We start from the raw sequence: 21,592 nt of genomic DNA, 5'->3' as shown, positions 1-21,592 counted from the left end.
CCGTTGGCCTCGACGTCGAACTGCGCGGCCAGCTCGGGGAACCGGGCCAGGTTGTTGGTCACCGACACCTGACGGCCAGAGCAGGCCGGGCAGCCAGCCCCGGCGACCCGCGCCTGGGCGCGTGCCCGCCAGCGGTGGTCGGGCGCGACCGGGCACGCCCACCAGAGCAGCTCGTGGGTGCCGGCAACGACCTGCTCGGGAGTGCGCCCGCCGTTGGCCTCGACGTCGAACTGCGCGGCCAGCTCGGGGAACCGGGCCAGGTTGTTGGTCACCGACACCTGACGGCCGGCGCAAGCGGGGCAGCCGCTGCCGCGGACGCGGCTGTCTCCGGGGGCCCGCCAGCGGTGGTCGTCTGCGACCGGGCAGGCCCACCACAGCTTCTTCATCGTGAGGGCGACGACCTGGTCGGGGGTGCGCCCCCCGTTCGCCTGCACGTCGAACTGCGCGGCCAGCTCGGGGAATCGCGCCAGGCTGTTCGTCACCGACGCCTGCAGCCCGGCGCAGGCAGGACAGCCCGTGCCCCCACGCACCCGGTTGTTGCCGGTGGCCCGCCACCGGTGGTCGTCGGCGACCGGACAGACCCACCACAGGCGGTCGTTCGTGGTGGCGATGACCCGGTCGGGGGTGCGCCCGCCGTTCGCGGCGACGTCGAACTGCGCGGCCAGCTCCGGATACGCGGCCACGGTGTTTGTCACCGACAGCTGCCGGCCGATGCAGGCCGGGCAGCCGGCCCCGGCGACTCGGTCTGCACCCCTGGCCTGCCACCGGTGGTCGTCGGCGACCGGACAGCGCCACCACACCTTCTTGGTGGTCGTGGCGACCACCTGCGCGGGGGCGAGCCCGCCGTTGGCCTCCACGTCGAACTCGGCGACCAGCTCCGGGTAGTTGAGCAGGTTGTTGGTCACCGAGGACTGCTGGCCGGCACAGAACGGACACCCGGTGCCGCGCAGCCGGTTCGCGCCGGTGGCCTGCCAGCGATGATCAGCGGCGACCGGGCACCTCCACCACAGCCTCTCGTTGGTGCCGACGTTGACCTGATCGGCGGTCAACCCCCCGTTGGCCGCGGGGTCGAACTGCACGGCGAGGCGAGGGTGATCGGCGATCGTCCCGTGCTTCGACCTGCGAGGGGGGTCATGGCGAGAAAGTGTGGGCCATTGCTGACGCTTTAGTACAGCCCCTCCGCTCCGGATTGCCACATCGCGCTTCAAGCTGACCGCCCCGGAGCTTCTCCCCATCGTGGCTGCGGCGATCCCGACCGCCTGATCAACCACAACAGCGACCCGCTCCCGGACCTGGGAGGGGGTCGCTGCTGTATGTCGTCAGCATCGTGTCGCCTGCAGCCGGGGATGTGTTCGACAGTCGTGCACCGGCCGGCAGTCAGACGACGACCGCCTCCCGAACCCCGAAGGTCTGTGCATCGGCGAGAAGTTGGACGAGGTCAGCTTCGGTGAGGACCTCGATGCGCTGGCCGTTGTCGCGTAGCTGCACCGCCTTGGCCGCCTTGCCGGTGGTGAAGTCGGCGGGGTCACTGCCGGTGAAGCCGTCCCCGACGACGAGCATCGTGGTTCGCTTCGTCACGGTCTTCTCGACCACGGCACCGCACCGGGCGGCGGCGTCCCAGGCGTCCTGCCGGCGGATGCTCAGCGCGCCGGTGAAGACGAGGACGTGGCCGTACAGCGGGTGCTCGGGGTCGGCGTCGACGGCGGTCTCCGGCCGGATGAGCCCTATGCCCGCGGAGCCGAGGGTGCTGTGGCAGCCGCGCCAGGCCGCGGCGTCCAGCCGGCCGGCCAGCACATGCAGGTCGGTAAGGAGCTCGGCCAGGGTCCCGACGTTGCGGCGCCGCGCGATCTCGATGACGACCTGCGCGCACGCGCGCGCATCGGCGCCGGCTTCGTGGTGGCGCCCGGCGTCGACACCGCACTCGGCAGCCACGATCGGCAGGCGGTAGGAGATCAGGTCCAGCGCCCGCCGCGCCAGGATCAGCGAGCAGGCGTAGTCGGCGGTCGGCCACTCCTTGTCGGCGACCAGGCAGGCCTCGCGGAGCGCGCCGATGTCGAAGGCCGCGTTATGCGCGACGAGGGTCAGGCCTCCGGCAACCTCCACGAGCTGGTCCAGCCGCTCGGCGAAGGAGGGCTGGTCAGCGACCATGTCCGCGGTGATGCCGTGCAGACGGACGTTGATCCTGTCGAAGGCGTCCAGGCCGGCGGGCGGACGCACCAGCCACGAGTGGGTGGACACCACGACGCCGCCGCGGACCACGGCCGCACCAATGGCGCAGATTGAGCCGCGGTGTGCGTTGGCGGTCTCGACGTCGATGGCAACGAAGTCCAGCGCTTCGAGTGGCACCAGCGTCGACGCTGCCGCGTCCTCCACCGACGTGCGCGGTGCCGGCACAAGCGCAGCAACCTCGGGCGCCTCCACAGACAGAGCCGGCTCGTGGCGGACCGGATCGGGCCACGTGTCGCGGTAGATGACCGGCAGCCCGCGGGTGGCGGGGCCGCCGAGGGGACGCATGTACGGGCGGGCGAGCCGCTGCTCCTCGATGGTGTCCCAGGCAGCGCACAGTGAATGCAGCCACTGGGCGATGCCCAGGGCCCGTGAGGTGCGGGGATCGCCGCCGGGCGTCGACGCGGTCTCGGTGTCCAGCGGCTCCAGGAGGGATGGCCAGCGCGGCGGCGTCAGCGTGGTCCTCCTGGCCGCCTCGGCCTTCTCGTACACAGTCTGCAGCTCGTCGCGGACCGCCATGACGGCGGTGAGGGTGGCGTCGGTGTCGAGAATCCGATCGGGCACGACCTGCTGGGCATCGAGCAACGCCTGTCCGCTCGCGGTCGCCACGATGACGCGGGACGCGGTCAGCGCCCGGAGCGTCTGCATGCGGTCATCCCCGTCCAGCACCCATGCTCCGCAGAGCCTGGTCATGCTGGCGATCTTGGGTCCCATGTCTACCCACCAGACGACGGGTGCATCGTCCACCTGGTCCACGATCGCGAGTACGCGGCTGCCCTCGTCCATGTCCCCTCCCGGTTTGAGGTGACGGACCGTATCCCGACCGTGACGGACAGCGGGCCACCGACTGGGGCGGGTGAGCCAGCCGGGACCGGTGTGCTCGGCAGACGAGTCCACGCCCGATGCTCCGCGGCAGGCGTCCCGGTCCGCTGCCGACTTGACCGATCACCTTCAGCACACGCCCCGCGCTGCCGAAGGTGTAGATGTGCGGGTCCAGGAGTGTTCGACCGTCGGATGCACCCGGCAGGCAGCGTTCACGACGAGAACCAAGCCGGCTTGGTGCAGCGAGTGCATCGACGTCATCCTGCGCACCGGTGGCCTGGAGGCGGTCGAACCGTTCCCCGGCCCCGAGAAGGACCGGCTCACTCGCTGCTTGACCTGCGGCGTCCAGGCCCACTACAGGCTGACCTACACGGTCGAGAGGAACCGGACCCGCGAACGCACCTGCCGCGCCTGCTTCTGGAAGGCATGGGCCGCCGACAGGCGCACTGAGTACTGGTACGAGCCGCGGGTGTACACCCGTGAGCAGGTCGCACAGCACTTGGACGCCAACGGCTGGGAACTCCTCGACACTCTCGCGCCGGTCACCGAGGGCCACGAGCCCGTCCTCGGCAAGTGCCGCTGGTGCGGCAAGATCCAGGCCGCCCGCATGAGCGACTTCGGGTGGGGCTGCGTCTGCTCCCGCAACACGCGCTCCACCCATCCCACCGACAAGCCGGCCGGCAAGGTTCGGCTCGCCGACTCCGGTGCCGAGGCGCTGGACTGGTGGGACCACGCGGCGAACGACGAGCGCACCCTGGCAACAGTCACCGTGCGCGCCACCCGCGCCGCCCACTGGCGCTGCCCTGTCTGCGACCTGCGGTTCGAGAAGCAGATCTACCTGATGGCCGAGCGGCCCTCGTGCCCGGCGTGCAGCGCCCGACGCTCAGCCGAGTGGAGTCGGGAGTACGAGCGCCTCAAGACCACGCCGGTCGCCGACGTGCCCGAGCTGCTGGCGGCGTGGACCGACGACGCGGACCCACGCGGAGTGATGGTTGCCGGCGGGGGGCAGTACCGCTTCCGGTGCCCAGCCGGTCATCACCCCCGCCTCGCACCGCTGCGCTTCCGCAACGCCGGCTGCCCCGCCTGCCGAGCCGCGGCCACCCGCGCTCAGCCCAAATGGCTGGCCGACGTCCTGCCCGAAATCGCCGCCCAGTGGCACCCGACCCGCAACGGCAAGTACACGCCGCACAACGTCCCGTGGGACTCCCAGCGCAAGATGTGGTGGCGCGCGGATTGTTGCGGTCACGAGTGGCAGGAAACGGTGCGCGCCCGCGACAAGTACCAACGGCTGCGCTGCCCCCGGTGTCGCACCATCCTTGGCGCCTTGGCCTGGTGCGACCCCGGCCTGGCGGCGGAGTGGAGTCCCGCCAACCCGGTCACCGCCTGGCACGTGCGGCCATACGCGAACACCAACTTCGTGCCGGAGTGGGTGTGCGCGACCAACCCGGACCATGTCTGGCAGATGTCGCTGCCGTCCCGCTCCGCCGGCGCAGAGTGCCCGGAGTGCCGGCCAACCGGGAAGTCCAGGATCGAGTTGGACCACTACGCCGCGGCCAACGAGCTGCTCGGGGACGCGCGGTCCAACGCATTGCTCCGCGAACCTGCGTTCACCGCGCGCAAGAGCTGGACCGTCGACGTCCTGGTGACCACCGTCAGCCGGCGTGTGGTCATCGAGTACGACGGCGCGTACTGGCATCGCGCCGAACCCAAGGTGCTCGTGGACACCTCAAAGAGCCGCGACCTGCTGGCCGCCGGCTACTACGTCGCACGCCTCCGGGAAGACGACCTACGGGCCTTGGACATCGACCACCCCCGCTACCGGGAGTTCCGCGTCTACGCCGCCGCTCCCCGGCCGCAGGAGATCATCAAGCTGATCCGTGACTGGCTCCGGGGCCAGGACGGCGACTGACCCGGGACGCAGCGGGCGGAAGCTCTCGACCGGAAACCCGCCGACACGGTGCTCGCCAGCTCGCGGCTGCGTCGCTACGGCGAAAGGGAGCTGTCGGCGGGCGGCGTTCGCCGGTGACTGCCGGCCTTGATCTGGTTGAGCAACACGTCCTGTGACCAGCCGTGCCGCACCGCCGCGGCGGCGTACCAATCCCGAAGCTGCGGTTCGGCCACCTCGTCCAGCAGCACCCGAATGTGTCCCCAGGGCAGTTGCTCCAGCAGCGGGGCGGCCGGATCAGGCCACGCCTCGGCGAAGCGGCGCATGTAGTCGAGGTTGGAGGGCGAGAAGGCGATGCTGTTGGGGAACTGCGCACGCAGGTCGACGCCCAACTTCTCCACGACATCCACCGACCAGCCTTCGCGCATGCGCCCGAGCAGGCTGCGGCCGATGGTCCGGTAGAGCGCCTGCATCTCGGCGTTGACCGCACGGTGCGCCGCGGCACGTGAGGAGTGCAGCTGCTCGCGCACGTCACCGAGCAGCTGCCCGTAGTCAGCGGGCGGTGGCGATCCAGTCCCGGCCATGCCCGGCATCGTGCCGCAGAGGACTGACAGCGTTAGCGGGTCCACCAGAGAGCCGGGCTCCCCCGGTGCCTACGGGTCGACGACGCCGAGGTCCGAAGCACGGCGCCATGGCGAGCAGGTCAGTGCCGCTACGGGGTCACGTTGGCTGCGCCGGCCGCCCACTCCCCCAGCCTCACCGCCGCCGATACGCCGGGACGAGCAACGGTGGCGCGCCAGGCCAGGCGGACCTGCGTGAACCCCGCGCGCGGTTTCTGCCGCGTTGAGCGTCAGTGATGCCGAGGTGGCGGAATGGACGATCGACCGGGGGCGACTGCGCATCCAACGGGGCACCGGACGGTTCGCGTCATCGGCAGGCGAAAGGCCAGCCCACCACCGCGCAAGGAGCACGCAATGCCCACCCCCGATAACACGTGTCCCGCCGCCTGCCCGTCGTGCGGTCTCGACATTCCGCGAAGCATCGTCTTTCCCACGGTGTGTACCGACTGCATGATGCGCGCCGGCGCCCGTGCATCCACTGCCCTGCGCAAGGCCGGCCGAATGGGGGATGCCCGATTCCTCATCGACACCGACATGCTGGCCATCGTCGGGCTCCCCCTCGGAACCGAACCGCTCGAAGACATCGCGCCTGTGCAGACGGCGCCGGCGGTGGCACGACACCGTGCACGTCTGCTGTGGATGATGGGCGACCAGCTCGCCGACGCGCGGGGAGACCTGGATGACATTCGCGAATCGCTGGTAGAGGCGGGCTTCCTGTCCGAGGAGTGCAGTCTCTCGGACGGCGTGTGGCGCGCAGTCGAGGCCGCCACCTACTGGAAGCGCCTGTACGAGGAAGCTGCCCACGACTAACCGGCACGGGCCCCTTCACCAACGGAACGTTGCCACCACGAGACGGGCCGCCATCGTGAAGCGACGGCAAGGGGGCGCCCCCAGAACTGTGGGGCGCCCCCTTGTTCTTGTCTCCCGACGAGACGGTGCACGCGGTATCCAAGGTTGCCGGTGACGTCCTGGCGCTCGTACCGCCGTCCCTCCGGCAAGGCAGTCGCGCGGGAGCGTGCGGCCCCGGCGCGGCCAGCGCAATCGGGGTGGATCCGACTGACGGCCCGGGCCCGAGCACGGCCCGCCCAGCCGTGCCGCCACGGGCTCCTCAGCACTGAGCTGCAGAAACGATGGGCGCTTCCCATGTCCCGCTGCCACCGGACCAGATGTCTAGTCCGGAGGTAGCAGCAGAGATGGATGCACGCAGCGATCGGCTCCGCACGGTCGGTCGAGTCCCGAACGACTCGACCCAGGAGCCCCCCATGACCAACCCCCCGCGCACCGGTGCCTCTCAAGCACCGCGCGTGTTCCACGACCTCATCGTCGACCCGAGATGGACCGACCTCGTCAACGTCCGATGGTCCGATCCGAACGACACCGGTGAAAACGTCACCGACATCGCCGACGAGACCCTGGCCTACATCGAAGACGGCGAGGATGTCGCCGAGGCGCGTCTCCTCATCGCCAAGATTCTCAAGCGCATCCCCGTGGCGGAACTGAGAAGCCTCGGCGTCGTAGAGATCAAGATGGCGGACATCGTCGCTGGACTCAAGGGGCGCGTGGGCTGGGCATTCGTCGTCCGTCACCGACTGTTCCTGGTCGTGCTGCATTCCGCATTCGAGGACAACATCCCTGGCCAGCACCTCGACGACGGCCGAAACGCCTTCACAGAGCTTCAGCTCATGCTGATTCGCAGTCGACGCGCAGGGACTGCTCACTACGCCTTCTCCACTCGCCGGGCGCGCAAGTACTTCAACCGCGTCGCCATGAACCGTGCCCTGAAGGCCTACAACTGGCGTGCCGTCATCGGTGGTAAGGAAGTCGACTTCGCCAACCTTCTCGTCGATGCCATGGAGGGCACCAAAGACGAGGAAAAGACCATCGAGTTCCACACGGCGAGCGGCCGTGGAGAACTGGACGACCTCGACGGGAATCTCTAACCCCGGAACGAGGCGGGTCTGGGTTTCGCGCACCGGTTCAAGCGCGTGACCATCACCAAGGGAGCCATCACCTTCGAAAAGCAGGTTCCCAAGGCAGTGGTACCCCGGCCGGAAGCGGCTCGAATCATGAAAGCGATCGTGCCCATGATCGCAGCCAGGCGGCCATGGGACGAGATCGGCGTGGAGGCCGGCCGGCTGGGAGTCCACGCCCGAGCCGGCGTGGACATCCGACACGACACCGGCCGAACGCTGGACCAGCTGGCCCACCCTGGACACGCGGTGAAGGGCCTGTTCGCGGAACGACTCGAGCTGTACGTGACTGGGAAGCGCACGGTCAGGTGGCACGCGAAGATCCAGGGCGGCGCTGAGTACGGCCGCCATGGGAAGCCGGAGATGTACGAGCTCGAGGAACTCCTAGCGATGACCCCTCGACAGCGGGTCAAGGCGGAAAAGGGGTACTTCGTCCACGAGTTGGACTGGGGCGTCCTTATGCTGGCCGGCCCCGACGGCGAACTCTGCCCGTGGGGCGTCCCGTACCCCATGTGGGACGGCGTCCGACTGCGCCTGGAGCAAGAGGCCGCTGTCGAACGCTCACGCGGCGCCGCGCTGCAGAAGCGGGACAAGAAGCCACTCGTGGGGCCGCACGAGTGGGTCGTAGACAACACCCGCTACGCCATCGTGTCCAACGCAACCCACACCTACGAACTCCGCTCTCGTCCGAGCGACGCGGTCGGAGGGTGGCGGACAACGCCGGGCCGCAGGCTCGCCGTCTGGCGCAGCTCGGACCACCACCAGGCTGTCGGTACCGCGCTCGCTGACGTCGCGGCGTTGCTTGGCGACAAGGCGATGCCCCTCACCATCCACCCGGGACAGCAGGCGCCGCTGGGCCCCTCGTCGGTGCACGACCGGCTCCTGCAGGAGGCAGAGAACGCGCGGAAGGAGGCGGCCTCCCTCCTCGCACAAGCAGAAGCCATTCCGACGCTGGCGCTGGAGCTTACGGCCAAGGGCCTCCTCCAGGCGGCTATCCAGCAGTACGAGCACGAACCGCTGCTACGGCGGCGGGCAGACGACCTGCTTCTCCAGGCGGAGGCACTGGAGGTTCGGGCGGGCGAGGAGGTGCCAACAGGCCTCGTAGAGGAGCGTATCGATCTCGGGCCGCTCGCGGCCCTTGCCGCCGGACTCATGGCCTACCCCGCGCAGGCCCCCTACGAGCTGGCGGACACGGCAGCCGGGGTCCTGCACAACCAGCGGGCCCGGGTGACCGACCTAGGCTTGGCCGTCGAGCTGACCGGCGATGTGGTCCTGCGGCGACCGGACGGCTCCACCGGCGTCGTCCCGTTTACCGCCACCGTCCCGAACCGGAAACGCACGGGCCACGACCTGGACAGCAGCCTCTTCGAGCGGGTGGCTCGGCTGTGGTTCACCGCGCCGACCCTGGTCACCTTCGAGGAGCTGGGGCAGACCATCGGCTGGACCGCGGACGAGGCCCGCCGGAAGGTCGGCGTCCTCATCGGAGTGCGAGCAGGCCTGCCGAAGAACACCGAACTGATCGAGCGGATCCCCACGCAGGGGCTGCGCAGCGCGCTGCTCGACTGTCCCCTCGTCGAGGTCCGGCATGCCGTCTGGGCCGCGCTCAAGCCCAAGGAGAGCCGAATCGCCAGCTATCTGACGGCCGAGTTCCGCGACCATGTCGTCGCCACCTACCTCGATCCCGCGTTGGTCTGGCGCGATCACTGGGCCGGGGACACGCATGTCTTCCGCCGTCGCCTGGTGGAACTGTGCATGGCCTCCACGGATCGCCACAACGGCGTGTCGATCGACGTAGCGGCCCGGGCTCTCGGCGTTGCTGAGAACCGGATCCTCGAGTGGTCTAGGCAGCACCAGGTGGGCCGCACGAACCGCGCACCGGCCTACCCGAAGACCGTCGAGCGCGTGACGCCCTTCGATCGCGACGGGGCCCACCTTGCGCCTGACGAGAAGCGCGTCCGTGTCATCCGCTGCCCGCACCGCGACTGCGAAGGCAAGAAGCGTGGGCGGGACGGAGGCTGGTGCACCGTCGTGCTCCGAGTCCCCGAGACGGCGAAATGGGCCGTTCTCTGCCCTGACTGCCGACGCGTGCCTGACGCCGACATGCGCCGCGTGCGATTCCCGGACGACTACCTGATCCCGTGGGAAGGGCCGCGCGGCTTCGGAACCACCAACGGCGGTCGATCCGGCGACTGGATGACTGTGGACGGACGGCAGGCACCCCGGACTGTCTGACGACGGTGCGGCTCCCAACGACGTCCCCTAGACGCCGCACCGTCTGGAGTCGTCATGTCGTCGTCCCGCCCTACGCCCGGCCAGCTGCTGCGCACCGATACCGATCGTCTGGTTCAGGAGATTCGCCGCCACCTGGACGGAGCCGCTCGCGAGGAGGCCCGCGAGCGGCTCCTCAAGGCACTTGGCCGCAAGCGTGAGGTCGCAGTGCTGCTGGAGACGAACCCTGAAGCGACGCCGGCTCGGGACGCCGCTCAGTCCGGCAGATGCGGGCGTTCCCCGAGGACGTCGACGTAGAGAGCGTTTCGCAGGGCAAGCTCACGCGCGTCGTCCCAGAGCCGGAAGCCGCTGCGGTTCATGGCGTAGGCGAAACCGACACCGGTGTCCGGGTCGGCGAACCCGAACGAGCCCCCGGTTCCCCTCGTCCGAACGCCTGCTCTGCGGTCGAGCCGAAGCGGAACTGCGGGAACAGCTCGAGGTAGCCCAGGGAGTAGTGCGTCTGGACCCGCAGGGTCAGGTCCTTCGCCCCCTCGCTGGGGATGCGACCGGCGTGTCAGCACATCCACGGTCGTCGCGTCCAGTCCCAGCGCCGTCCCACCGGTGGCGAGCTCGCCGTAGAGGCGGGAGACGGCACGAACGGCGCCGGTGCCGTTGGCGGCAGGGATCTCGGCTGCGCAGGACGAGAGCAAGGCCTACCTGCTCACCGCGTGGCGGCGCCGGACCCGGTCACCCGACACGGTGAGTTCAACCACTCGCGCGTTCCGGTTCTGTCAGCCGCGCGGGCTAACGTCTTCGCGCCGTGCTCCCCCCGCTAGACCTCGGAGGCTTACCTGTGGCCAACAACCGGCGACGTCGAGCAAACCGCGTTCGCCCTGACGGCCACGAACATGATCATCGGCCTCTACCTGTCAGACCCGAGCAGTGGCCGTCCGGTCGAACCATCGCTGCGCACCTGGACGTAGACGCCCTCGCGTCGGCGGCATTGGCCGAGGTCACCGCCGATGACATGTACAAGGTCTTGAAGTCGATGCCACCCCGGCACCGGCAGTTCGTCCTCGGCGCGCTGCAGCTGCGCAAGGCCGCCACCGTCAACCGCGGGATGGCCGCCCAGCTGCTCGCCCGGCTGCGTGGTGGCGACGCGGCGACTCGTGTGCACCTGCTGCGGGACGTCACCGCACCCATCAGCGCGTCGTTCGACGCTGGGGCCGACGCCGCGCAGTGGCGGGCCGTCCTCGGTGACGACGACATGACGGCGCTGGACGTCTACGCGGCCAATCCCGCTCTCGCCGACAGCCTCGCCCTGGCCGTCCGCGACTTCAGCCCCGCGCTGTTCGACGCCGGGATGGCCGCGGCCATCTCCGTCGACACGGCCGCGGCTGCGGCGGCGCTGGCGGCGCTCGCCGTCGGTCACGACGCTGCCCGCGAGGCGTACACCACGCTGCGCGAGAGCCACCCGGCCCTGCCGCCGGTGCCGGCGTGGTCCCTGGCGGAGTTGGCCCCCTCGGCCCGGCTAGCAGCGATCGGCCAGGAGGACGGCTACACCGGCCCCGAGGCGCTGGCCGACCTGCTCGATGACCTCAGCAGCGGCGAAATCGACGACGTGCTGCCCGACGACGAAGGGACGGGCGCCGAGGCGCTCGGCGCGGAGACCGAGGGCCTGCCCGCTCCGCTCAGGGCGGCTTCGGCCGCCTCCCCCGTGGCGGCGTCCGGCATGCTCGACGACTCCGATGTCCTCGACGCTGTCGGGGACTTCCTCGACGACTGGGACGCCGTTGCCGAGGATGCCGCCGCCATCGCCGCCGCGCTGGCCGACGGCCGCTTCGCCGACCCTGACGCGGTGGACCGGGTGGCGGAGCACAGCGCAGCGGGGTCGGTGGTGCTCGCTGCGCTGGCCGATGAGCTCGGGCGCGCGGTGCCGCCCACCCGGGACGATGTGTTCGACGCCGCTGATGGCCTGCGCCGCCGGCGGGAAGCCGCGGCGGACGTGTCCTGGCTGCTGCGGCTGCAGGACGTCTCTGGCCCCGATGCGATGGCCGGTGAGCTCGCCGCCGTCCGCGCCGCCGCGCTCACCGCGGTGTCCGACCCGGACGCGCCCCGGGACGCGCTGAGCGCCCTGTGGCAGCTGGTCGAGCTGGCCGGGGAAGCTCGGCGCGGTGCGGCGGTCGACTTCGCGGCCCTGGCCGCGGCGCAGGCCGCGGCGGTCGCCGCCTGGCCGGACGCGGTCGCTCTGGTCAGCGCGGTCGCCGTCGGAGCGGTCACCGTTCCCGACGAGGCCAGGATCACCACGGCGGACGACCCGGCCGCCGCCGGCAGCGAGACCGCCTCCGAGACCGCCACCGAGCCCTCGGCCGACCTCGACACTGCGCCGGCGGCCGTCGGCACCTCCGCCGACGCGCCCCAGCCCACCGATCAGAACACCCTCGGCGTGGTCCCGGCCGGCGACCAGCCCGACGCCGCCCCGAGCAGCGCCACCGATTCCGGCACCGGCCCGGACACCGACATCCCCGACGTTCCGGACACCGCCGACGCGCCGGGTCACAGCGAGCGCCCAGCCGACGCTGAGGACACCAGCGGCGGCCCGGCGCTGCCGCAGTCGCCCGCCGAGACCGAGCAGCCCGCGACCGCGGCCGAGCCCACGACGAGTTCGGCGGCCACGGATGGCAGCGGCCGCGACCAAACGGTCCAGGTGGCCGACCTCGACGAGCTCGACGAGCTGCTCAACGCCGGCGCCGGCGCCGCGCTCGCGGCGGTGAGTGGTCAGCGCCGACGGGCGACCACCCCGCCGCCGGCCGCCGTCGAGGTTCCGGCCTCCACCGACTCCGTCGACGACCGGGCGCAGGACACCCCGCCGGGGACTCCCGAGGTCGGTGACGTCGCCGCCCTGCTGGCCAGCCAGCGCTTCGGGCTGGCCGCCGACGTCCTGGAGGCCGCCGGCGCGCCCGCCCCCAGCGTCGCCGCGCGCCGCCTGGCCGCCTACGCCGACGCGCTGGTCTCCCCCACCGGCCGCCTGGCCACGGCGTTCGCCGAGCTCGCGCCCCAGCTGAACCGGGAGTCCCTCGGCGATGACCGCGGCGGACAGCTGCTCGCGCTCACCGCCGCCGCCCGCATCGCGCTGCTCGCCCCGTCGGCCGGGCCGGTGAGCGTGATGCTGGACCTGCTGCCGTGCGTCAGCGCGCAGAGCTCCCTGACCGAGGCGCTGACCGCGCTGGCCGACGCCAGCCGGGCCGGTGTCGTCGTCCTGCCCGAGGCCGCCGACGCCGTCGGCACCCTCGCCGCCGCGGAGCACGCCGCAGCCGAAGCGGCTGCAAGCGCAGCCGAGCTGATCTCGGGCGCTTCGCGGCGGGTCATCAAGTACATCCCGGCCAACGGGGTCTATCAGGCGTGGATGTCCCCCAGCGGGGAGCTCGGTGAGCTGCTGGCGATGGTTGCCACCAACGACATCAACGCCGTCAGTGCGGTCCGCGACGGCGTGGTCAGGCTCCGCGGCAAGGCGAACAAGGCCATCGACACCACCTTCGCCGAGCAGCGCCGCAACCACTCCAACCAGATCGTGGCCGGCGCCCGCGCCACCCTGCAGACCCGCTGGGAGGCCGCAGTCGACCAGGCCGCCACCTGGGCCGAGCTCGCCGAGCGTGCCGCCGAGCGGCGGGCGGCGATCGACGCCGGCGCGTGGCAGGCCGGGCCCCTGGCGAAGCTGCGGCACCGGCTGGCCGCGGTCCGTGACGATGCGCTGACCGAGCTCGCCGCCACCACCGGTGACGCCGGAGTGCTCGCGGCGGTCTCCGCCGCCGGGGACCTGCTGTCCGAGGCGTTCGCGATCTGCGACGGCGAGGCCCCCGGCGGCGGGGAGCCGTCGCCGGCGTACGCCGCGCACCACGAGCTGCTGGCCTCCGACCTGACCCTCGACGCCGAGACGCTGCTGCCCGACGGCGGACTGGCCGGCGAGCACCTGGCGGCGCTGCTGGCCGTCGCCGAGGCCGGACCGGCCGACATCACCGACGTCTACGCCCACCGCGCCGCCCGCGGCGACCACGACCTGACCTCCGTGCTCATCGGTGGCGTGTCGGCCACCGACCCGGCCACCGGCTCGGCGCTCGAGCGCCGGCGCAGCGCCGACATCGCCGCGCAGTCCGCCGACGTCGCCAACGACGTCGCGGCGCTGGTCAACCTCATCGACACCCGGCGGATGGCTGGCACCCTCGACGACCAGCCGTGGGCGGCACTGGCCGCCCGCGCCGAGGCGCTGGCTGACGCCAAGCGGCGCGACTTCGGCCGGATCCGGGCCGCGATGGCCGCAGTGACCGCCGACCTCGACAAGCACGTGCAGGCAAAGATCCAGGCGACCCTGCACCGTATCGACGAGCGGGCCCGCGACAACACCGCCGTCGCCGAGCACGCCGACATGCTCGCCGACCTCACCCGCCGCGGCCAGGTCGCCAGCGCCGAGGAGTACCTGGAGACGGTGATCAGCGGTGGGCAGCCGCCCGAGGCCGCGGCCGGCACCGATCACCTGGCGCGGTTCTTCCCGCAGGTGCCACAGGCCGCCGCAGGCCGCCCGCAGCTTCTGGCCGCGCTGCACGCCGTCCTCGGTGGCCGCGTCGACGACGACGTCACCGCCTGGCTGGACGAGGCCGGGCTGGACCTGAGCGGGCTGTCCGAGGCCCGTCGCGACGCCGGGCGCAAGGCGCTGGGCGCGTGGACCGCGCTCGCCGGGCGGACGTCGCAGCGAGCCGACCTGACCAGCGCGCTGCGGGCCGTGCTCGCCCAGGCCGGTCTGGAGTTCGACACCGCCAAGACCGAGCGCACCGGCACCGGGCAGACCGGCCGTACCTGGGTCCGGCTGACCGGCGTCGCCGGCACCGGGCCCGCGCTCACCCCGACGCTCGGATCGGCGATGAGCCCCGACGGCACCACCCTGCGGGTGCTGCTGGTCAAGAACGCGCCCACCCCGGCGACGCTCATCGAGTGGATGGGCGTCGAACCCGCCGACCACACCGTGCTGGCACTGTGGCTCGGCGGAGCGCTGAGCCCGGCCGACCGGCGCGCGATCGCCGACGCGGCCCGCGGCCGGCCCAACCCGCCCCTGCTGGTCCTCGACGACGCGGCGCTGGCCTACCTGGTCTGCCAGGGCGAGCCGCGGCGGGCGACGTTCGAGGCGACCGCGCTGCCGTTCACCGCGGCCAGCCCGTACCGCGACACCCCCGGCGACACGCCGCTGGAGATGTTCTACGGGCGCACCGACGAGCTGGCCGCCGTGGTCGACCTGAACGGGCCGTCGTTCGTCTCCGGTGGCCGGCAGCTGGGCAAGTCGGCGCTGCTGCGCGCCGCGGCCCGCCGGTTCGAAGAGGGCGGCGAGGGTCGGCACGCGGTGCTCATCAGCGTGTTCAACGTCGGCGGGGACGGCAGACCGGAGCGGCTATGGGGCAAGCTGTGGCCGCATCTGGCTGACATCGGCATCGTGCCGGGGGCCCCGCCCGCCAGCGAGGACGACTTGTCCGAGGTCGTGTACACCGCCGTCCGGCAGTGGCTGGAGGGCGACGCACAGCGGGCGCTGCTCATCCTGCTCGACGAGGCCGACGCGTTCCTCGACGCCGACGCCGCCGGCAACCGGTTCGACCACGTCGACACGTGCCGCCGGCTGATGTGGGACTCCGGACGGCGGGCGAAGGTCGTGTTCGCCGGCCTGCACCGCACCGCCCGCTTCGAGTCACTGCCCAACCAGCCGCTGTCGCACCTGGGGCGCCCGATCAGCGTCGGGCCGCTGCGCCCGCAGCACGCCCACGACCTGCTCGTCGAGCCGCTGGCCTCGCTCGGGTTCCGCTTCGACGACCCGATCGCCCTACCGGCCCGGATCCTGGCGATGACGAACAACATGCCGGCGCTACTGCAGCTGTTCGGGCAGGCGCTGGTCGCCCACCTCAGCGCGCTGCCCGTGCCGGCCGACGGGCCGCCGCAGGTCATCACCGACGCCGACGTCGACGAGGTCTTCTACGACGCGGAGCTGAACGCCGCGTTTCGAGAGAAGTACGTGCTGACGCTGAACCTGGACCACCGGTACCTGGTCATCGCCTACGCCGTCGCCGCGGTCGCCCACGAGCACGGCGTCGATACCAGCCTGAGCCTGGTGGAGCTGTCGGAGACCGCACGGCTGCACTGGCCGGAGGGGTTCAGCGGGGTCGGCGCCGACGTCTTCCGGGGCCTGGTCGCCGAGTGCGTCGACCTGGGCGTGCTGGCCGCCGACAGCGGCCGGTACCGGCTGCGGACGCCGACGGTGCTGCGGCTGCTGGGCACCGACGAGGAGGTGCTGGAGACGCTGTACACCGCCTCGGAGCGGCTGGCGGTGCCCTCAGCCGCCGACGGCGGGTCCTACCGGCGGCGCGTCGGTCACGGCCGGTCGCCGCTCACCGAGGCGCAGCTCGGGCGGCTGTTCGACGCCCGCCGGCAGGTCCTGACGGTGACCGGATCCGGCGCGCTGGGTGTGGACGCCGTGTGGTCGGCGATCGAGGCCGCCCGGGCTGATGAGGCCCACCGGGTCGCCGCGCTCGTGCGGGTGCGGACCACCACTCCCGACGGGGTCCGCACCGCGGTCGGGCTCGCGGCCGCTGACAGCACCCTGATGCTGGTCGACGCCCAGGCCCACTCGCCGGCGGCGCTGACCGAGCTGGTCCAGGTCGCCGAGAAGGCCGTCGCCGACGCCGCCCGCGATGTCACGGTGGCGGTGCTGGCCTCGCCGGCGAATGCGGCCGCGTGGGCGGCCGACGTCGACCGGGTCGACCTGCTGCGGGTCGACGAGCCGGGGCTGCGGATGTGGTGCGACGAGGACGGGCTGCCCTTCCGGGACGACGAGTCCCGGGCGCTTCTGCTGGCCGCCTCCGGGGGGTGGCCCAGGGTGCTCGCCCACCTCACTCAGATGGCCGGGAAGGCGGGGCCGGCGACCGGTGCGGGGAAGCTGCTGGCAGACCTGGACACGTGGCTGTCCGGTGGCGGCGGGAAGCAGCTGGTCGCCAGTGCGGGGCTCGGCCCGGAGACGCCGGTGCTGACGGCGGCGTTCCGGTCGGCGGTGAACCTGTGCAGCGCAGACGGGGAGGACCGCCAGATGCTCGCCGAGCTCCTCGAGCTCGACGGGCTGTCCGCCGCCGCGGCCGACGCCGGGTTCGGCCCGCTGGTCAACGTCGTCGACGCGCTGGAGGCGCTGGGCTGCCTGGCGCCCACCGCCGGGGGGCGCGTGCGGCCCGAGCCGGTTCTGGCCCAGCAGCTGCCCGCGGCCGGCGGTGCTGCGTGAGCGCACCCGACCCCGCGGTCGCGGCTCTTCCCAGCCCGATCCGGGAGGTGCTGCACGCCGCGGCCACCGTGGTCGCCGGCCGGCCCGGTCAGGAAATCGACCCGGAACGGGCCGTGTCCAGCAGTGATGGGGTGGCGCAACTGCTCGGGCTGCTCGAGCAGTCTGCGGCTCTGCGCGGGGTCGCCGCGGCGCGGCTGCCGGCCGATGCGCTCACCGGCGCCGAGGCGGCGACCGCCGGGGCGCTCACGGCCGCCGACGGCGGTGAGGCCGCGCGCGGTGCGGCGCGGGTGCGGGAGCTCATCGACGAGCACCGCCGCGCTGCCCGGCGGGCGGCGCGGGGCGCTGAGCGTGCGGCTCGGGCTCCGGCCGCAGAGCGGGAGGAGCAGCGGGCCGCGCAGCGGCTAACCCAGCTTCGCGACTCGCGGGACCGCGCCAAGATGCGGGCGCAGCAGGCCGAAGCCGAGGCGGCGGAGCTGCGCGCCGAGCTCGCCGACGTCGGCGACGACCTGACCGCCACCGTCGCTCGGGCCGAGGCCGCCGAGGTGCAGCTGGCCACTATGCGCTCTGCGCTGGCCGATCCGCTGCAGGTGGCGGCGGCACTGGCGGCCGCGCTGACGCCGGCCGCGCCCCGCGGGCTGCGTGACAGCCGTGGCCCGGCCGCCGGCGAGCCGGCCCTCGTCGACCCCGGTCGCCCCGCGGCGGCGCCGGCCTTCGACGCCGAGCGGCTCGTCGCCGCCGCCCGCGCCGCGGCGCTGCCGGCTGAGGTCGCCGACACCGTGACGACGTGGCTGCCGACGCTACTGACCGCGTTCGTTGAGCCGCCCCGGCCAGTCGCGCAGGTGCGCGAGCGGAACTTGCGCGTGGACGTGCTCGGTGGCGGCACCGAGATCGGTGGGTCGTGCGTGCTCATCACCGCCGGCGACACCAGGCTGCTGGTCGACGCCGGCTCCCGGCCCGGGGCCACCGCGTCCGGGCCGCCGCGCATCGACGAGGCGCTGTCCGGGCCGCTGCACGGCATCGTCATCACCCACGCGCACAACGACCACGCCGGCTGGGTGCCAGCCATCCTGGCTCGCCAGCCCGACGTGCCGGTGTTCGTCACCGACGCGACCAGCTCGCTGTTGGCAACCATGTGGTTCGACTCGGCGAAGGTCATGGCCCGCCGCGGCGCGGAGTCCGGGGAGGGTGCCGCCGCCGTGCCCTACGGCCGTGACGACGTCCGGCACGCCCTGAGCCGGATGCAGACGCTGCCGTTCAACCGGCCCCGCCGGCTGCGGGACGTGGAGATCGAGCTGTTCCCCGCCGGGCACATCGTCGGCGCCGCCGGTGTCGTCGTGCACGCCGGCGAGCAGCGGGTCGTCGTCTCCGGCGACGTGTCCAGGCCCGGGCAGCGGACCGTCGGGGGCATCGACATCCCCACGGCCGCGACCGGCGCCGACCTGCTGCTGCTGGAGTCCACCTACGCCGCGCAGGGACGGCTCACGCCCCGACACATCGCCACCGATGACCTGGTGAACAAGGTCGCGACCGTCACCAGCGGCGGTGGGCGGGTACTGGTTCCGGCGTTCGCGCTCGGCCGCGCGCAGGAGGTGGCGCTCACCCTGGCCGAGGCGCTGCCCGACGTCGACGTGCTCATCGACGGCCTGGCCCGGTCGGTGTCGGGCGTGTACGAGCAGTACCCCGGCCCGGACGGGACGCTGATGCAAATCTTCGGGCCGAAGGTGCGGGCGGTGCCGCCCGGCGGCACGCGGGACGCGATCGCCAGCCTGCGCAGCGGCGTCGTCATCGCGACCTCCGGCATGCTGACCGCCGGGCCCGCGGTCCGCTGGGCGCAGGCGCTGCTGCCCGATCCCAACGCCGCCCTGATGGTCGTCGGCTACCAGGACGAGGACTCCCCCGGCGCCCGGCTGCTGGCCCTGGCCGAGACCGGCGGCGGCACGTTCGACCTGCCCGGTGTCGACGGAGGCCCCGACATCACGGTGCCGGTCAACGCCAGCGTCGGCAGCTACAAGCTGGGCGCGCACGCCAGCGCCGACGAGCTCGTCACGATCACCGCCGACGTCGGCGCCGCCCACGTCATGCTCGTGCACGGGGAGCGGCGGGGCCAGGCGGCGTTCGCCGAGCGGCTGGCGCACCGCGGCCAGGCGACCGTGCCCACCGGCGCGTGGTCGGCGCCGTGACCGCCGGCCCGACCGGCGCAACCGCCGGCGGGCTGGCCGCCGTGGTGCGCCGCGGAGACCTGCGGCTGCGGCGGGGAGCTCAGGTGCGGCGGCTGGCGCCGACGCCGTTCGACGCCGAGCTGCTGGCAGTGGTCGACGCCGCCTCGGCCGCGCGGGCACCGCTGGCACTCGTCGTGCCGCTGCCGGCCGCCGACGCCCCGGTGATGCTCGGCGCGGCGTCGCTGACCGCCGAGATCGTCCGCAGCTGGAGCGTGGCCGCCTCGGCGACCGTCGTGTCCTCCCAGCTGTCGCAGCGCACCTTGTACGACCAGCTGTGCGTCCGGGACTCGGCGCTGTCGGCGGTCATCCCGCGGGCCCGGCTCGACGGTGACGGCGGCGTCGTGCCCGTCGGCGACCCCTACCCGGGGTCCGGCGGCGGCCGGATGATCCTGACCGGCGACGTCGACCGGGTCCCAGAGTTCGGGGGCGGGCTGGTCGTGGATGGCACCGGCGGCGGCGCCGGGGAGATCGGGCGACTGCTGAGCTCCCGGCGGGCGCTGGTGTACATCACCGACAACCCGTTCGACGCTGCCGTGGCGCAGATCCGCGACGCCGACGGCGTCGTGTGGGCCTTCGACCCGCCCACGCTGGGGCAGCTGGCCGGAGCTCCGGCCGTGCAGCCCGCCGTCGTCGCCCCCTCGCCGCTGCTTCGTACCGCCGGCGCCGCGCACCGGCAGGTCCTCGCGCCACCGGCCGACACCGGCCTGGACGCCGCGCTGCACGCCGCCTGGTCGGCGCTGGCCGCGCTGCCCGCAGGCAACGGCGTCGCGGCCGCGGCCGCCCTGCGCTGGGCGTGGGGCGTGTACGCGACGTTCGCGCTGCTGGCCACGACACCGGCCGACTACGACCGGCACGTACTGCCCGGTCCGTACAGCACCCGGCTGGCCGACGCCGCCGGCCACGCGCGGGCGATCGCCGACGGCAGCGCCCCGGGGGCGCGGTCGGCGTGGCTGGACGTCGCCGGTGCGTTCACCGATCTGCTGCGCGCCGCGGCGCCGGCGGTGAAGCTGCCGCTGGTCGAGCAGTGGTTGGCTGACGTCGTCGACCGGGGCCGGGCCGGGCTGGTGGTCGTCCGGAACTCCGCGGCGGTCGAGGCGCTCACCGACGCGCTGCAGGCCTCGCCGGGCACCCCGTTCGGCTGGCAGGCGCGCGTCCGGGTGGTCGGCCTGCGGGACCTGCTGATGGGCCGGGTGGCCGACCTTCCGGTCGACGAGCTGCTGGTCACCGGGCCGGTGCCGCGGGCCTACGGCAGCCTGGCCGCCGCACCGGTCGGTGCGCGGGCGACGGTGCTGGCCGCCGGCGGCTGGGAGGCCGGGCGAGCCGCCCGGCAGGTGACCGGCACGCTGCGCGCGCTGGCCGACCTGCGGCGGGAGACGCTGCAGGTCAGCGCGCCGGCGCTTGGGGTGAGCGTGGCCGGGCCGGTCACCGACCCGCCGCCGGTGCTCATCTGCCGCGACGGTGCGACCCTGCCCGTGCCCGAGGACGACGCCTCTCCGTGGGAGCCGTTCACCTTCGACGTGCTGGCAGTCCTCGCGCGGCTGCGCGGCGGCCGCGACGACGCCCCTGACCTGGGGCCGCCGGCCCGCGATGAGGACGGGATCGACGTTCCGGCGCTGGCGATCACCTTCCGCGGCGGGCAGGGGCTGCTGATGCCGCCCAACGACCCGATCTACCGGCGCAGCGGCGAGCAGGTCGGCAAGGTCGCGGCCAAGGCGCTGGTCCCCGGCGACGACGTCGCGCTCGTCGACGCCGCCTCCCGCCGCGACCTGTTCGACACCGCGATCGCCGCGCTGGCCGAGGTCGACACCGACTACCAGCTGCTGCAGGTGATGGCCCAGGTGTGGCACCGCCGCGTCGACGCCGCCCGCGGCAGCGACCTGACCCACCGCGAGATCCTCGCCCGGATGCGGTCCGGGCCCGACCCGACCGCCATCACGTCCGAAACCACGATCGGCGCCTGGCTCGGTCACCACGCGGTGCCGCTGCGCGCCGCGGACGTCAGCCGGTTCGCCGCTGCGGTCGGCGACGCCGAACTGCGGCGCAGCGGTGCTGCGGTCGGTGCTGCGCTGCTGGCGCTGCGGGAGCTGCACCAGAAGGTCGGCCGGCGGCTGTCGGCGCAGATCACCGGCACGCTGCTGCGCGCCGAGGAGACCCTCATGGACCCGAAGTTCGGGGTGCAGGCCGCCGACCTGCTCGAGGCGGTCACCACCCACCAGGTCGAGGACGTCGCGACCGGGCTGGTGCTGGTGCCCGCGGCTCTGGCCGGGCTGCTGCTGGACGCCGACACGTTCGCCGCCGTCCGCGCCGAGGCCCAACCTGCCTGATGCGCCCGCCCGATC

The 21,592-nt window shown here is 73.0% G+C and carries 10 protein-coding genes; 7 read left to right on the top strand and 3 right to left on the bottom strand.

What is annotated here, in order from left to right:
* Together G1H19_RS11740 and G1H19_RS11735 are read right to left on the bottom strand one after the other, a co-directional pair.
* A partial coding sequence (locus tag G1H19_RS11740) for a zinc-ribbon domain-containing protein (RefSeq protein ID WP_163638814.1) occupies nucleotides 1–1,079 on the bottom strand: 1,079 nt, incomplete at its 3' end.
* A 298-nt stretch (nucleotides 1,080–1,377) separates the two neighbouring features.
* Nucleotides 1,378–3,012 carry an exonuclease domain-containing protein gene (locus G1H19_RS11735; protein WP_202925709.1) on the bottom strand — a complete coding sequence of 545 codons (1,635 nt, stop codon included), beginning with the start codon at nucleotides 3,010–3,012 and terminating at the stop codon, nucleotides 1,378–1,380.
* 199 nt (nucleotides 3,013–3,211) lie between these two features.
* Between G1H19_RS11735 and G1H19_RS11730 the strand changes: the two genes are divergently transcribed.
* Nucleotides 3,212–4,957, top strand: coding sequence for a zinc-ribbon domain-containing protein (locus tag G1H19_RS11730; RefSeq protein WP_162392161.1), 1,746 nt, complete (start codon nucleotides 3,212–3,214; stop codon nucleotides 4,955–4,957).
* A gap of 74 nt (nucleotides 4,958–5,031) precedes the next feature.
* On the opposite strand, the gene G1H19_RS11725 is transcribed toward G1H19_RS11730, so the two are convergent.
* Entirely contained in the window at nucleotides 5,032–5,463 is a 432-nt protein-coding gene (locus tag G1H19_RS11725) for a DUF1016 N-terminal domain-containing protein (protein WP_162392162.1), read from the bottom strand.
* A gap of 444 nt (nucleotides 5,464–5,907) precedes the next feature.
* On the opposite strand from G1H19_RS11725, the gene G1H19_RS11720 reads away from it, so the two are divergent.
* The 6 genes from G1H19_RS11720 to G1H19_RS11695 all read left to right on the top strand — a co-directional run bounded on the left by G1H19_RS11720 (nucleotide 5,908) and on the right by G1H19_RS11695 (nucleotide 21,577).
* Nucleotides 5,908–6,363, top strand: a complete 456-nt coding sequence (locus G1H19_RS11720) for a hypothetical protein (RefSeq protein WP_152731081.1) — start codon at nucleotides 5,908–5,910, stop codon at nucleotides 6,361–6,363.
* A 452-nt stretch (nucleotides 6,364–6,815) separates the two neighbouring features.
* Complete coding sequence (locus G1H19_RS11715; protein WP_152731080.1) at nucleotides 6,816–7,493, top strand: hypothetical protein; 678 nt, start codon at nucleotides 6,816–6,818, stop codon at nucleotides 7,491–7,493.
* Nucleotides 7,494–7,538: 45 nt separating this feature from the next.
* On the top strand, nucleotides 7,539–9,755 hold the full coding sequence (locus G1H19_RS11710) for a hypothetical protein (RefSeq protein WP_152731079.1): 2,217 nt from the start codon (nucleotides 7,539–7,541) through the stop codon (nucleotides 9,753–9,755).
* A 1,003-nt stretch (nucleotides 9,756–10,758) separates the two neighbouring features.
* Entirely contained in the window at nucleotides 10,759–17,034 is a 6,276-nt protein-coding gene (locus tag G1H19_RS11705; RefSeq protein ID WP_152731077.1) for a hypothetical protein, read from the top strand.
* Nucleotides 17,031–19,214 carry an MBL fold metallo-hydrolase gene (locus G1H19_RS11700; RefSeq protein WP_152731076.1) on the top strand — a complete coding sequence of 728 codons (2,184 nt, stop codon included), beginning with the start codon at nucleotides 17,031–17,033 and terminating at the stop codon, nucleotides 19,212–19,214. The genes G1H19_RS11705 and G1H19_RS11700 overlap by 4 nt, the downstream gene beginning before the upstream one ends.
* Complete coding sequence (locus G1H19_RS11695; RefSeq protein ID WP_152731075.1) at nucleotides 19,211–21,577, top strand: DISARM anti-phage system protein DrmE domain-containing protein; 2,367 nt, start codon at nucleotides 19,211–19,213, stop codon at nucleotides 21,575–21,577. Before G1H19_RS11700 ends, G1H19_RS11695 begins: the two co-directional genes overlap by 4 nt.
* Nucleotides 21,578–21,592: the final 15 nt, after the last annotated feature.

Origin of the sequence: Goekera deserti (assembly GCF_010685995.1) — a bacterium.
Taxonomy (GTDB): Bacteria; Actinomycetota; Actinomycetes; order Mycobacteriales; family Geodermatophilaceae; genus Goekera; species Goekera deserti.
Note: the sequence above shows the minus strand (reverse complement) of the source record. Positions and strands in the feature narration are given on the sequence as shown.